This window comes from Acetatifactor muris (genome assembly GCF_024623325.1).
Classification (GTDB): Bacteria; Bacillota; Clostridia; order Lachnospirales; family Lachnospiraceae; genus Acetatifactor; species Acetatifactor muris.
The window spans coordinates 1-15532 of sequence record NZ_JANJZD010000065.1 but is presented as its reverse complement, the minus strand read 5'-3'; the positions used below and the strand labels follow the sequence as shown (position 1 = coordinate 15532).

General features: G+C 39.7%; 13 protein-coding genes. All 13 read right to left on the bottom strand.

From position 1 onward, the window contains the following. Positions 1-413: 413 nt before the first annotated feature. Positions 414-1118 (bottom strand): glutamine amidotransferase-related protein, encoded by a 705-nt coding sequence (locus NSB25_RS28160; RefSeq protein WP_172455317.1) that lies wholly within the window; start codon positions 1116-1118, stop codon positions 414-416. A gap of 610 nt (positions 1119-1728) precedes the next feature. Then, positions 1729-3102 (bottom strand): RNA-binding domain-containing protein, encoded by a 1374-nt coding sequence (locus NSB25_RS28155; protein ID WP_103242542.1) that lies wholly within the window; start codon positions 3100-3102, stop codon positions 1729-1731. A 211-nt stretch (positions 3103-3313) separates the two neighbouring features. Then, entirely contained in the window at positions 3314-3790 is a 477-nt protein-coding gene (locus tag NSB25_RS28150; RefSeq protein ID WP_103242543.1) for a hypothetical protein, read from the bottom strand. After that, positions 3757-4206, bottom strand: coding sequence for a hypothetical protein (locus NSB25_RS30065; protein WP_330406351.1), 450 nt, complete (start codon positions 4204-4206; stop codon positions 3757-3759). Before NSB25_RS30065 ends, NSB25_RS28150 begins: the two co-directional genes overlap by 34 nt. 531 nt (positions 4207-4737) lie before the next feature. Further along, the gene (locus NSB25_RS29830; protein ID WP_242982635.1) at positions 4738-4884 is read right to left on the bottom strand and encodes a GNAT family N-acetyltransferase; all 147 of its coding nucleotides are present in this window, start codon (positions 4882-4884) and stop codon (positions 4738-4740) included. 637 nt (positions 4885-5521) lie between these two features. Beyond that, complete coding sequence (locus NSB25_RS28135) at positions 5522-8575, bottom strand: TOTE conflict system archaeo-eukaryotic primase domain-containing protein (RefSeq protein ID WP_242982634.1); 3054 nt, start codon at positions 8573-8575, stop codon at positions 5522-5524. A 68-nt stretch (positions 8576-8643) separates the two neighbouring features. Next, positions 8644-9438 (bottom strand): hypothetical protein, encoded by a 795-nt coding sequence (locus NSB25_RS28130; protein WP_103242544.1) that lies wholly within the window; start codon positions 9436-9438, stop codon positions 8644-8646. Position 9439: 1 nt separating this feature from the next. After that, positions 9440-10378 (bottom strand): OLD family protein, encoded by a 939-nt coding sequence (locus tag NSB25_RS28125; RefSeq protein ID WP_103242545.1) that lies wholly within the window; start codon positions 10376-10378, stop codon positions 9440-9442. Next, complete coding sequence (locus NSB25_RS28120; protein ID WP_103242546.1) at positions 10350-11465, bottom strand: GmrSD restriction endonuclease domain-containing protein; 1116 nt, start codon at positions 11463-11465, stop codon at positions 10350-10352. Before NSB25_RS28120 ends, NSB25_RS28125 begins: the two co-directional genes overlap by 29 nt. Positions 11466-11731: 266 nt before the next feature. After that, entirely contained in the window at positions 11732-12121 is a 390-nt protein-coding gene (locus tag NSB25_RS28115; protein ID WP_103242547.1) for a hypothetical protein, read from the bottom strand. Between the two features lie 88 nt (positions 12122-12209). After that, a complete protein-coding gene (locus tag NSB25_RS28110) occupies positions 12210-13679 on the bottom strand; it encodes an ATP-binding protein (protein WP_103242548.1) in 1470 nt (489 codons plus the stop codon). 69 nt (positions 13680-13748) lie between these two features. Beyond that, positions 13749-14000: a hypothetical protein gene (locus NSB25_RS28105; protein WP_103242549.1), complete on the bottom strand. Its 252-nt coding sequence runs from the start codon at positions 13998-14000 to the stop codon at positions 13749-13751. Positions 14001-14393: 393 nt separating this feature from the next. Next, positions 14394-15368, bottom strand: a complete 975-nt coding sequence (locus tag NSB25_RS28100; RefSeq protein WP_103242550.1) for a hypothetical protein — start codon at positions 15366-15368, stop codon at positions 14394-14396. Between the last annotated feature and the right edge of the window lie 164 nt (positions 15369-15532).

The following is a 15532-nucleotide window of genomic DNA, read 5'->3' as shown; positions in this document are numbered from 1 at the left end:
CACCAGGCCTGCCAGCGAATTGCCGCAAGCCTGATAAAGGTGAAGTGAAATAAAGACTGGAGCAAATCTGTTTCTATCATACAGGTTTGCTCTTGTTTTGTATAGGTACTCACTATCTACCGTTTACCATTTTTTCAACAGCATGTGTTTGCTTTTACGGTATTAACTATAAATTTATACACAAAAATTCGTATTAAAAATACTATACGCGAATAAATACAATGTCACTTAAAGTACATATGATAAATTCGGGACATGGAGAATCTATTCTCCTTGGGTTTGAAAAGCAATATAAAGATAGTAATGGATTTGAAGATGGAAATAGTTCAATAGAAGCAATACAAAAAACTTTCCACATTTTAATAGATGCGAGTAGCGAAAAAAGAGTCGATATTTGCGAAATTGCCGTTTTTTCAGTCCCCCATACCTAAAACGCTCTTTACAAACGATCTAATAATCCGATAAGAACTATCCCCCCTAAAATCTAATTGGGGAATGAAAAGAGTACCAATAAAAAATGGATGTTCTTTCAATTCGAATCCTCTGAAATATCCATTTTTAGTTTCAACTATGGCTGTAATCACATCACTGTTTTGAAATGCGCTACGATATGCTTCATTAAACCCATAATTACAACGGTATTCTCCAATTAATTCGTCCCCGCCTACTGTTCGAGCTAAAATTGAATTGGACTCAAGTATCTCCAGTTGTTCTTTTTTATTCATTAATGTACATGACAATTTTGCAATCACAGCGTCTGCACATTCTGTATCATTTTCTTCACTATCTGCACTATATAAACCTAACACATTACGTGCGAACTCAATAACCCTATGCTGAAAACCAGCACATGTACCCAGTGCAGGCACCCTATTCTTCCTTGCATATTGAATTGCCGCCAAAACATTCTTTGCATCCTTATAAGGGCTTCCCGGAGAAAACCAAAACCCATCAAATAATTTTAAATGTTCCTCGGATACATCCAATGCATCACTCATAATCCACTGAGCCTCTAGTTCACCCTGTATTTCTTCTGCCACTTCTTTTATGGATTCCATTATGAGATAATGGCTTTCTTCATTTTGATTATAGTCACCTATAATAGCTATTTTTTTCACTTCTCGCCTCCAAAAATCATCACTTCTCTCCAATTGTTCTGAAAAGGGAAGGTCAATGCCGCAGCACCGAACATTCCCTTTCCATGGTTGATTTTTCTGTTGTCTGCCAACCTCCGGCATCTATGTCCGGAAAATAACAGGTTTTTCCGTTGCCTGCCAACCTCCGACACCTTCGTTCGGAAAACATATCAGATTTTAGGTGTCAACCCACCGCTGATTCACAGCTTTTCTAACTACATCTTACCTTATAACTGAGTAAAATGCAATTACATTTTTATCATATGTAGAAATGATATCTGTAATTCCAAACTCTTCAAAGTTTCCGGCTGCTTTTCCAATTATCCACGATTTTGTTCGTCCCCTCCACCTTCACAGCCGCCTGGGTATGCTTCGCCAGGAAACGGGTCAGTGGATATAAGGCAATCCAGATCTCGTATCCCTGTCCTTCAGAGACTTTCCCCTCCTTCTGGGATTCAAATATTTTAATGTTAATCTGTTATCAAGTAGTAGCTTCTTCATATCTTCAAACTATTCAGCATTCTTTGTCTGAAAATATACAAACTAACATTTTCACCTCATAACAGACTGCCATTAACTTAACACTGGTGTATCACTCAACTATATCCTTGATTTTCCAATAACCTTTTCTTGGCGATCCCATTCGAACAATCTTGCCTGTTTCGCGCAGTTTCCGCATAATCCGACTAATCTTTCTAGTACTAAACCCTGTATACATGCTCATCTCTCTGGCTGTAATATATGGATCTTTTTCCAACAAGGCCAAAAGATCCCTTACACCATTATTATCGCCATTATTATCGCCATTATTATCGCCATTATTATCGCCATTATTATCGCCATTATTATCGCCATTATTATCGCCATTGGCCATGTTCTCTTCCTCTTCCAATATAAAGAACGGAAAGATCACTTTTACAAAATGCTCGGATATCTCAAAAATGCTCTTATCATAATGCCGCAAAATACGGCTCATTCCGGAACCAAGCTGCTCAACCAGCCCCACATCCTTAAATACCCTCATTAGTTCCCTATTCCGCGGCATACTACTGCAGCTAAAAAAATCCTTTTTGCTCTGTCCTGGAATCAGCCCTCCGTAGGAAGTCAATTCCATCCTATCGCTGAAAATTTCAAAAACAGGCGGGATTTCTCTTGTAAAATCATTGTGGACCACGGCATTAATCAATGCTTCCCTCAAAGGAACCGATTCTACCAGATTTCTTTCAATCCTCTTTGTGTTGGTTACCTTCGCTTTTGTAATATTCTCTATTTTCATCTTTTCCAGAACATGATTTGTGGCCTTAATCAACGAACAATATCCATATTCTTCGTTTTCAATCAAATCCACCTTATCAGTTCCCGCATATTTTGCCACCTTGACAGATACTCCATTTTCATCTGCCAGCAAATATGCTATATAATTGTATTTTCCATCTGGTGTTAGCAATTCAAGACTATTGGCAAACTTTGCATTCAGTTCGAGTCCTCGTTCCAGATAATATATCTTAAGCTGAGCAAAAGTAAGATCTTGTCTGGGTGATGGTATATTACGTAAAGTTGTATGAATTCTTTTTGCATAAAGTTCATCTATAAGTGCTGTAGACATAGGCTGTGTAGATGTTCCCAGTCTCATGTAGCAACCATTTGGCGACATTCCTCTGTTCTTTATATAATATGGTTTTTCCAAGCCGCTGGATACCACAATCTTAGTCACTGGAATATCTTCTATGTACTCGGTCACAATATCAAACAATCCAAGTGTGGATGGCAGAATATTATTCTTGATTCTATCCGCAATCTTCAACTGCATGAAATCAATATCCTGAATTTTAACAGGATTCCCCTCATCATCAATACCTATATAGAGAATGCCACCCTCACGATTGTTTAGAAAGGCTACTATTTCTTTTTCCATTTTATCATTTAGTTGTGATTTTAATTCTATACGATTGCTTTCCCGAATCATCCACCATTCCCTCTTTTATTTCAAAGCTTTTACATCTCCATGAACAATAACTGGTACAAACAATATATCACTATATAATATTTTCTCACGAAGTCTGAACTGATTCTTCATATTTCAACTCCCTTTTCGGAAAAGTGTTCCCGAAGGAATCAAACAAGTTCCACTTTGGTAAATCCGATTTCTCAGCCTTATAAACAAGTGTTTATATTTATTATTCAGTAATGGTCAAATAATAAAATGTTTTCCCACCCTTTTTTCTGTGATTATTCCAATCTTCTTCTATAGAATTCTTCACATTTTGGGCATCATAAAAATTATTTCCTCGTTTTTTACAATGTTCAGCCAGTAATTCATCGCTGATATCAAGATATATTACTACATCACAATCTACAATAATTGTAGTGAACAATGGATGCCCAACTTTTACCGATATTTTCTCATAGACCAGCTTATCAATAAAGTCACCAATTTCATTCGTCCATGGTTTTTGGCTAATAAATTCTGCTTCCTCTTTGGTTAATTGCGGCCATAATTCGTCGTCCAAATCTACACAATCAGGAATTTGCTTCAACAAGGTTGTTTTGCCACAGCACGTTGTTGCCAAAACACAGATACGCTCATTTTTATGTTTATCGAAAATTGCCTTCAGCGCATTTATCGTTTCCTGAGCAGACGTTTGTATTGACATGCCGGAATCCTCCTGCTATAAAACATATCAGTATCCCTTTTGAAAACAGTATATACCATTCGAACCTGCTTTACAACCGCTTTAAAAATTAAGCTTATGCCGTTACTCTCAAGTAAACGTTGGCAACTTTTTCCAGCGTCCACCACATAGTTTATCCACTCATTCTGGATTCTGTGGTGCATTTCCCTAATCGCATCATGGCATCCCCTGTTTAGTCTGAATCCATACATACAGTTCAGAAATCCTGGTTCATATATCGCTTCAAGTATCTTCTTCACCACAAGCTGCACAATTGTTCCGTCGCTTAAAAAAATTATGGCATGTTTAGGTTCTGTGTGTAGGCCGGGGGCTCTCTGTCCATTTGACATAATACCATAATAATTATTATGCCCCTGGCTCCGTACTGTTTTAGTCAAGGTATGTCATCCACTTTCACCTCTCGCACGACTGACAACCCTTGCGGCAGTTCACATGTGTTAACCATGCATGTCTTTTCCTGGCAATAGGACAGATGTGGCTTCTGCCTTTCTCACGTTGTCCCGCTGCTCCGCACCTTTCATTACTTACTTGGCACTATGCGGCAGGAATACCCCAAACGGAAGTAGCCGTGAATTAACGTACTTGTTTCCAAAAAGCGGCCGGCTCTCCCCAGTTGACAACTAACCACAATGTCAAGTATGACTGGCTCTCTGACTCTGCAGTGTCTGACTATTCCCACCTTTTACGAACTGCTTGATGTTGCTTCCGTACCAGTTAAAACGTCAGCTCTCTGATCAGTAACATTTCGAGTCTCAATCGCATTGCGGCCCTACCTGCCCGCTGTCTGCACTTAGCAGCTGCCATTGCTGACAGCCACCCAAGACTCGCTACTGCTGGTTGGCCAGACCTTCGCAGACAGGTTCCGCATCTGTTAGGTTAATTGTCCTTGTTGGGCGCACAACTGAATTTTAAACGGTTAATACATATTGTTCGTCATCCACTTTGGTGAAACCAATACGTTGAAACATTTTTTGAGACTGTATATTGAAGGAGTATATCTCTGCACGCAGTTCAGAAATGTGCTTCTCCTTTGCTAACTGGATTATTCCTTTAATAACTCGTCTGCCTATATGTTTGTTTTGAAAAGGTTTTGCTATTACGATATTAACCTCGCCACTCGATTACAAGCACACATCTCCGCACAATCTGTTCTTGTATTTAACATAACATAAAACAAATCGCCGTGTCTGTTTAAGTCTTTATACATACATTTTAGCAAATCCATATCATATGCGGTATCTCTGTTATCTACTTGTTTGCACAAATCTAAATCCTGATACCAGGCTAAGGTGGTCTTGTAATTAGGATAATACCGAACAAGTATTATCTCTTCATCAACAATCCTGTTTTTCACTATTGTTACCTCTCTATCAAATCCTGATTTATGTACTTGATTATAAAATGTTTGCCTGTTGCTTGCAATGTAAATTTATAAGCCCGTTTTTAGTGAGTACATAATTCCGAAAAGGGTGTTAAGAAAAGAAACATAATTGCATTTGACTTCCCCGTAAAATTGGGCAAATACTCTGATTGACACATAGGGCAATCTACCACTGAAACGTTTCTCAAGTACCAGAGGTGGGTGTCGCATAAATTGCAACACCCACCTCTGGTACCTTTTCCGAAACTCACATAACTTCGTCCGCCTTTCCCTCTGCGCACCTTTTTAGTCAAGTTCCGTTCCACCATTTATCACCAAACCTCGGGGCTCTCCTCCCCGCCAAATGTCATCTCCAACAGTTCTTCCGCAATCTTCCCGCTGCGCACCCTCATCAGATTGTCCTCCGCGTCCTCCTTAGAAAGAAAGCTCACGCTTCCATACCACACGATTTCCCTGTCGATAATCGTATAATGTTCGCAGCTGTCATCTACAAGCCGAACCTGAAAGCCTGCCTGCCTTAGCTCCTCCATCAGATTCATCCGGGCTTCACTGCTGCCGAATTTATAAGTATCCGGATGCCATGTCACAACCGTGACCAACACGCCTTCTTCCTGCCGTCTGCCAAGCAGTTCTATCATCTGATGCACTTTGTCCCTGCGAAGCCCCGGGCTGGATATTACAATCTCTTTTGAAACCTCCGATAAATCCTGCCTGTAAACAGCTCCATAATTGTCAATATCAAATATCGCATTTGTATGCTTCGCCTCTGCTGCCTCAATCCCGGTACAGATTTCATACCCAATCTGCTTATATGCCCGCAGCCGCTTTGCATACATACGGTCAAAGACCGGGATGTGCCTGTCCACATAATCATAGACAATTACCGTCTCTTTTCCCTCATATTCTCTGTTCAACCTCCCCGCATACTGCTCTACCACGCCTTTCCAGGCAATCGGAGTCGCCATGATAAGAGTGTCCAGCCTGGGATAATCGAAACCCTCTCCAATCAGCTGTCCTGTAGCCACCAGAAGTACCGACTGTTCCCGGGATACCTGCCGCAGCTCCTCCATCAGCTTTTTTTGTTCTTTTTTCGGATTGTCTCCCAGAAGAAGGAATGCCCTGTCCGCATATTCCCTCAATCTTTCATACAGCAGCCTGGCATGTTCCTTATACCTGGATAGGACTACCGGGCTTCTTCCTTTTTCAATACAAAACTTTACATCCGCTGCAATCTGCTCGTTGCGCATATCGTTGTCTCTGATTAACTTATACGCTTCATTCACATGCATCTGCTCTCCCAGCCTGTGCGGACTCACTGTCCTTGTGAACCTGGGATAGACAAAATGCCGGATTCCCTGTTCTTTTGCCATGTCCCTGGCGCCATAACTGTACCGCACCGGCCCAATCATCCTGTAAGTAATCTTTTCCAAACCGTCCCCTCGCATTGGCGTGGCCGTGACCCCATACACATACCTTGCTTTTGCTTCCCTCAGAATGCCCACAATGGTGTCCGAAGCGGCATGATGGCATTCATCTACAATCACCATCCCATATTCCTGCAGCCTGGGATGGAGCTCACCTTTTTTATATAAGGAACCTGCCATGGCGATGTCGATAATCCCTGTCATGGAATCATGGGCTCCTTGCAGCTTACCGATGATACTTTTACGTTTTCTCACCCATCCTGATGGAGTCTGGTATTCCGGCAATTCTTCATCTATCATCAGGAACTTCGCAAGCGCCTCCTGCCACTGTTCTATCAGAGAAGAGGACTCCAGCAGAATCAATGCACTCACTTTCTTTGCGGCAATCAGGTAACTGCAGACTACAGTCTTTCCGAAAGCGGTGGCCGCGCTCAAAATGCCTGTCTCGTGTTCCAACATCTTCTCAGCCGCCACCGCCTGTGCTTCCCTCAATTGCCCGTTAAATTCAACCTGGATCCCTCTTCCCTGTACTCTTGCATCCTCCTTTTCCCATGTAATCCCTGCTCTCTCACATCTCTCAATCAGTTCTTCCTGCAGTCCCCGTGGAATCCCGATATAACCACCCTCGTCCTGTCCAAGGTAAATATATCTGCCATTTGCGAAATTGGATAGTCCCATGGCCTGGTTTTTATAGAAAACCGGATTGGCAAAAGCCGCCATCTTTCTGATGCGATTCTGGATTCTTGGTTTCAGATTGGATGTATCCACATAAATCAGATTCGACAAGGTCAGCATCAGTTTTCCGTCCACATCTTCTGCCAGAAACTCTCGGTTTTGTTCCCATGGCTTCATGCGTTCCTTATTCTGCCGCTTCTGTCCTTGCTGCTCTTGACTTTGCTGTTCGTGCCCTTGGCTATCCTGATTTTCTATAATCTCCCCAAATGGATTCACCGGCTGCCAGCTCTTGATACATGCCTCCATAAATTCTTTCGAAAGCCTCTGCCTGCGGAACAACTCGTCCCATTGGTTTGGATATGCATTCCAATTCTCATCAATAAATGCGCTGTTACCCTCCTTCAAAGCCTGCCCCTGCAGGGGCAATGCAATCAGATTCCCCAATCCGGGCTTTCCCGATTTTCCGCCATCCGGAATGTGATCCTGTGCCGGCAGCATACGGTCATAATACGTAAAGGACTTCAGATTGACAGATTCCGCCCCTTTCTCCAACAGTGCAAATCCAAACTTTCTCGCAAGGGACGCATCAACAGCACTCTGAAAAAATATCCATACATGTGCGCCTCTGCCGGAACGGGAACGCTCGGCCAGGGCATCGATTCCATTCAGGCGGCAGATTTCCCGCAGGGCTTCCACCTCTTCTTTCCACTTTTCATCCGCATTTGAAGCACATTCCTTATCTGTATCCTTCTCATGATTATCAAAATCAAAAACCAAAAAGCGGCAGGTGTCATCCAGAAGTAATGGATAGATTCCTATCACATCCGATGCGTCTGCTGCTTTTCCCTCCAGGTGCTTCTTCAGCACAGCGATATCCAGTTTCTTCCAGCTTTGGCTGTTGCAGTCCCTGCACTTAATCTTCTTTCCCATCTTGCGGGGACATTTTTCTGACCAGAAATAATTGCACTGCGGATAATACCCGGCTTCCCCAGTGCCTTTTTTCACATAGCGCTTGCTGTATACGTCCTGCCGTCCCCAGAATCTGGAAAAGAAACGGTTCGCCAGCTCCTCTGTGATTCCCACATGCTGTATTCTTGCCCCCTGGTTCGAGTCAAAAATATCTTCCTGTGCCTGATTTTCAGTGGGGGTCTGCTCATAGGAAATACCTGCTCTGTCCAGCAAATCTTTCAGATATCGATTTTCCTTTTCCAGATGGTCTATACGCTCCTGCATGTGCTGTACTTCAGCCTGCTCTACATTCCCCATGAGCAAGTGCCTCTCTTTCTATTTTCCTGCTCTCCAGAAAATAATGCGTTACTCCATAATGGCCATAATCAGCTCTTTGTTATATGTTGAAGCTGATAATTTATGTAAATCTTTTCACATATCCTTAGAACTTTCTCTGGCGGATAATTCTTTATTTTGTCAATAAACAAATCTACGATATAATTGGAGTATCTGCTTTTCTGTTTATTATACTTTCCGTCCGCCTCAATTGTATCTTCTACAAATTCCATCAATGCTCGGGTTTTGTAATTGACATCATTTAATCTAAACTGTCCGATATGATATTCCAGAATTTCCATGTCTTTATCGTTATAACTATATCTTTTGCTTGGAACAAATTCCGCATTCATAATATCATATTGTAATCTGTATTCCATTCCAGAAACATCGCTCTTCTCGCTAAAAGGCTGTAAAACTAATTTATTTAGTTTACAATATTGCTTCCTCAGTCCGGCATACGCCTTACAAAATGCCTTACATTTCGTTCCCTGGCAATTTAGATTCTTTTCAAATTCTTCTATATATGGTGCCATATTATCTTTTCGTTGCTTTTCTCCAGTGCGTTTTAGCGACTGGTTGCAATTCTCACATGTAACAGCCATATTGGGTACACATTCAACCAGATAGTGGCTTAATGTTTTTTCAACAGAATGTTCTATTTCTCCCAAATCTGTTCTGTCTCCCTTTAAAGACGCAAAACAATACATACAATGATAATCACTTGTGTCCAAAAGCAATTGTTTTAATCGGCCTCCCCGTTTTCCATGGTAACCATATTCTAAATTCTGTTCATAAACAGGCTTAAAGTCCGGCATATCCAACACATAGATGTTTTCCTCCATGTTACCACTCCTCAATTTGTTTGACCAAGACTCTTTGGGCTTTTGTCAAAATCGCACCCTTTATAGACAAAAGTTCATTACAGTCTTCCTCTTTCCATATTCCAGCCACTTTATTATTTAGCAATCTCCTTAAAGCTGCGTCTATCATTTCTTTATCACTCATCGCCTTTCTATCATGAAAAATACTGTTAAAAATGTTATAGACCTGAGATACGCTGTTAAAATCACCTGCATCCAGTAATTCATACGCGCCTTCTGACATTAAAACAAGATTTGCTGTCATAGCCTTGGCAATTAAATCTGCAGAATGTGTTGTGACAATAAAAGTAAAATGTTTATATTCCTGCCTTAGAAATTCAAAAATGCGGGCACAATTATATGCAAAAAGGAATTCGTCTATCTCGTCAATCACTACCGTACCCGTTTTCATGGTTCGCCGTATATACTCCATTTCCATAAAAATGCGCAACAATGCCTGATATCCACTGGAAAAGCAGGATTCAATCCCATCCAAATATAATTTAAAGTCTACTTCTGACTGTCTGATTTCCAATTCTACTCCTAAAAAATCCTTAACCAATCTTTTTAATTCTATTTCAAAATCAAAATAAAAATTTTCTATTTCTGATGGCACGCCTCCATAATAAAATGTATCTTTCAAATTATAATTATCTTCTTTTAGCCTGTGCTCTGTGATTTTCTCTGAGAATTGAATATCTGCAGTTTTTTCTGGCTTTTTAAATATCTGCCCAATATTAAAATATCGATTGACAGAGTCAATCAAATACCAGTGTTCAAAACCGGATTTTTGCAAAAGCCTCTTTAAAAGTTCTGACTTGCCACTGGAGTTATTTCCAATAATGATAGTATTCTCATAAGGCAGTTTCTTTTCCAATATTATACTGACCATTTCATTGATTGTATTTTGATAATATGTCATATATACCTTTCCACCTTTTATTCATATTGGGTAATGATATTGTTCCGCCTGCTGTAGAATCCTTAAAAGATCTTTTTTTGAGTATTTCTTCACAGATTTCATCTGTTACCATACATTGTATATGTCTCTTTTCATAAACCACATATAACCCCTCTATCAACGTTTTCTTCTGAAAATATTTTCTTGATATATTTAACCGGAGAATAAAGCCTTCTATACTGTCTACATATTTTGCTATCTCTGTCTCATGTAAAGAAAATGATTTCTTTGCAAAATCATCAATCATCTGCTTGGTTGAGTACTTATATCCCTCGATTTTGTACTCATTCTTTTCATATACAACATATGTCTTTAATGCTGACAGGCGATATAACATCTCCAAATCATCACCTTTTTCGTCCATTCCCCCTCTTAATTTTCTCCAGTTTTCGTTATTTTCATTAATTTTTTTCATTGCCCGATTAAAAGGACAAGGATATATTCCATTCCTCAACTCCTGATCAGACAGTTGCTTCCCACCATTATTCAGATTTGCAAAGATTTTATGCAGTATCTCATCTTTCTTCTCCAAATCGGAAATCTTTATTTCCACTACAGAAATGCTTAAGTAATCCACCTTTCTACGCAACTCAACCGGCAAGTTTCTATAACTAATATCACACTTATCATTGCCAATCTGCATATAAAAATTTGATGGTACAATTTCATATTTCTTTTCAAGTGCCGCCACAAAGTTACCCGCAGAGTCCACATCTATCTCCTGATAATCAAATACACTCATCTTTTCATTTTTAAAAAATTTACCTATATAATAAAAATACAGGCTCATTACTCTCTGCTGCCCGTCTAAAATTTCCAACTGCCCTTTTCCATTTCGATATGTGTATATCGGAGGTATAGGAAATTGCCTGATCAAAGATGTGGCCAAATCTTCAACTTGCACTTTACTCCACCGATACTTCCGCTGATATTCCGGAATCACAAACAGATTATCATGTACTCCTTCTACTAATGCCCTAAACCCCATGTCTGTTTTATATTGTTGTACACTAATATTATTATATATTTCAAGAATTGACTTTGCCATATAATGTCTCCTCTATCAAAATTCTCCATAATTGGATACTACCTTAATCATATGTTTCCTTGTAACACACCTGTTTAACATTGCCTCTCCTCTATGCTAAACACATTTATCCTTTATTATCATACTATGAAACTCACCGTTTCGCAATGAACTTTCCTTCATTTTCCATATAGCCCTACTATTTTAACATTATAATCGCAAAGAGAATACCCATAATACAGCATAAGTATTCTCTCCTTGCTTGCTACTATCTTTATTTTTCCCGGCTATTGCTGTGCCTCATACTCCTCCACCGCCGGGTCCACAATATCCGTAGTCCTCCGCCACTCCTTCGTCCCCTCCACCTTCACCGCCGCCTGGGTATGTTTCGCCAGAAACCGCGTCAGGGGATACAAATCAATCCAAATCTCGTTATTCCCTTCCCTCTGTGACTCGTCAAATATCAGCTGCAGCCCCCGGTGAAGATGTACCACTTCAATACTATTCACATTCTCTTTGGCGCTGTAGCCGGTATGCCCCATATAGGGTGGTGTCAAGCACAGACTAAACTTTTTTAACAATTCCGTAACAACTTTACATTCATCTCCTATTCTTCCACAAAATCTGCCATTTTCCACCTTATTTCCACCCTGTCCTCCGCATACACTTCCACCCAATCAATTTTCCAGTATCATATCCATTTCTCAAATGTCCGCTAAATTCAAATTATTCTGTACCAAAAAGCGTGCTATAGCCTATCCGTTTTTAATGCAATCTATTGATAATCCATTTCCCCCTCTTTGTGGCTCCTTCCCGTTCAAGAATCCCTCTGTCTTTTAATTTGTCCATGGCATATCTTATGCCGTTTTTGGACATCTCCATTTTTTGTGCTATTTCTTTTTGTGTAATACCAGGGTCTTCCATTATAAATTCCACTATCTCTCTTTCTGTCTCGGACAAAGTGTTTAGAAATCTCATTTGGTTTATTTCTGTGCCAGTTTCTTTGGTTTGTATGCCAATTTTTGTGTTTTCTGTGCCAGTTTTCCCATTTTCTATGCCAGTTTCTGTGCCAGAACGATAGAAATTTACCCGGAAAGCATCTCCCATATCAATAAACTCCAGCTCCCGAACACCATATTCCCTGCATCCCTGAATCATTCTCTGAAGCCCTGTACCCCACTGTTCAATAATCCCCATTCGGCTGAAAACTTCTGCGATACATACATTGCGGATTTTCGAGCGTCCTGCCATCGCCTGCTCTATTGTCAATCCGCCATACAGCATGCCTGGAGATGTTATTTCTACTCTATTATCATAAATCGCAATCTGCACGCAGAAATGATCCAGATAGCACCAATGGCATACGGAGTTTATGATTGCCTCACGGATACTTTCCGGCGGCAGCTCATATCTGTCTTTCCGAACAATTCCATCAATCGTTGCTCCAAGATTGATATGCTTTAGCACAAATTGGTATGCCTCTTCTATCTGGTCATAAACAGGGCCGTCAAACTCCCTACGGTCAACGAACACTGCCCTGTTTTCCCCTTTGAATAATGCGCACTGTATTTTGGCAAACCGAAACGTATTTTTTGTAAGGAGTATAAAAGCATTTGTCGGAAGATAGCTCTCCCCGGATTTCCTTATAATTCTCCAGTTTTCAAGGTTAACGGCAGTTACTTCTCTTACCTTATCTACAGGGATTTCTCTTGACTGCGCAATATATTTTCTGATATCGTTGCATAATTGCAGCGCACTTTCCTCGTCATAATCTGTATCCACATTGATAAGCTCATCAAAAGACCTGCCTGCTCCCTGGTACTCCAAATCCTTTAATACTGCCACGTCTGCTGGCCTGCTGGTTCCTGCCACCCGGATATATGTCCCATTCTCCTTTCCCATGCTTCGGATGTAATACGGCCTGTTCTGCCCCGGATAGATTTCTACCTGAACGATACATTTCCCTTCTATAGTCTGAAAAGTAATATCCGGAATAATCTGCGGCGCACACATATCGGAAACCGCATTGGCAATCTTGTCCATAATCTGAAAGACCGAACTGGGTTCCACGCCTACAATATTCTTCGTTACATCATCCACACCAATAACGAGCTTTCCGCCTGATGTGTTTGCGAACGCAACAATTGACTTCATGTACTTTTTGCTGTCATCCGGAAGTCGAACTTTAAATTCTATATTTTTTGATTCACCTTTCTTTATCTCATCAAGCGTCATTTTCTTTCCTCTCCGCACTTTCTGTCGATTGCCCTCGCTTCTCAAAATTATTTTTATGGGATATCCGTCCTAATTCAATCTTTCATTCTTGCCAAAACTATAATAGTTCTCCTTGATAACCGTCCTCTCACTTCCCTTTCTAATCAGTTCATAATGTGTATATTCATTCTGAAAGAAACTAAATTTTCGCCGCAAATACTTTGCCATCCGCCATTCGATTATAGTTATTATCTGTGTTCCGTTTATGGCAAGTTCTCTCAGCAAATCAATTAGATTCAGCACATGCTTGTCATCCAGATTTGCCACTGGTTCGTCCAGCATAAGAAATCCTGGTGCATTCAGCACATTCTTATGCAATATTATCATAATAGAAAATGCAAGCGCATTGCGTCAAAATTATAAAATATAGTTTCGGAAGTTTGTGTGTTTCCATTGCACCATGCTGACTGGTAGTTGCGTTTTTTGCAACTACCACTTTTTCATCCAATTCCTTAGTATTAAATGTATTTTCAAATGTCTACTAATTCCGGATTTATCTACACAAAAAACTCTGCCATAGCCTTTCGTGTAATCCAAAAATCTTCATCTTTTATGTAGGCATTTGCTGACACAGTGCCATCATCTGAATAGTATAGCCCCATTTGCATCTACTTTGAAAAATCACACATAAATTTGCTTTCAAAAATGTAGTTCTGTTCTACAATTTCAATTCACTTAAAGTTCTTCCTCTTTTCTAGACCAATTATGAATGGAATAAAGTGAATAATTTTGTCTAAGCACAATTTGAACAAACTCCTCACTGTCAACTTTCTCCCACATCTTTTTTTGCAATTCATCACTTACCCTTACAAATCCATTCTCTGTCATATGCCTAAACATCCTATTTGCATCAACATCTGGAGAGTATATTCTCTCTAAGATATCAGTATCAAAAATAGTGCTCAAAAATATTTCTAACAATAATCTATTTTCATCGGTTTCTTCTTTTAAAAAAACTCCTATCATCTTCAAAATGTATGTATATATCGGTACATCACTCCTTATATATATTCCTCGATAAGTTTTTACTCCTATTTCACTCTCTAATCCGTCAATTATAAATTCATTTTTAGGAATATAAAGTAGACTCGAATATCTTCTATTCCTGAGTACAAATTCATACCAAATATCTTTTTTTAATGAATATGTCAATTTAATGCGTCTTTGCTTATGGCTAATCAATATTGTGCTGACTTCTTTATTGCTGATAGCATATTGATGAAGAATATTATTAGCCTCATAATTACAAACAATATTTTTGACTCCGTTCAAAAAATTATCATCTGCACAAACCACACCTATAAGGTCATTTAAAGTAGCTTCGCTTTTAATTTCCTTTAGCAAATATTCTGCCGCTTGTGTCATTTTACTTTCGAAAATATTTATCTCTGGCATCTCATGTACTGTTTCTGCTGAAACTATACTTCTAATTCCATTGTCTTCCACCACCATGCATCTCACCTTTGCCATTCTTTGTGTTAAAATCTCTTCATTAATAGGTTCGGCAGCATCTTTTGAAATAATATCTTCTACTAAAGGCTTCATCAAGTATCGCCCCTCAGCTAACGCCCAGGATTTTGAATATCCTAATGTTTCTAATTTATCCATTTGTTGCTGAATATATCGCTGATATACATCATATATTTCCATTAGTACGCTACTATTTCCGTCTAATTCAATTGCTGACCTAGTGTAGTGACATGTTGATATATAGATAAATTATGCTGGTAAATACAGCCGTTTTGGTATATACTAAGAAAAAAACGGCGGTGATTCCTATGGCAAGACCCAGAAAATATGTAATCAAGCTTACG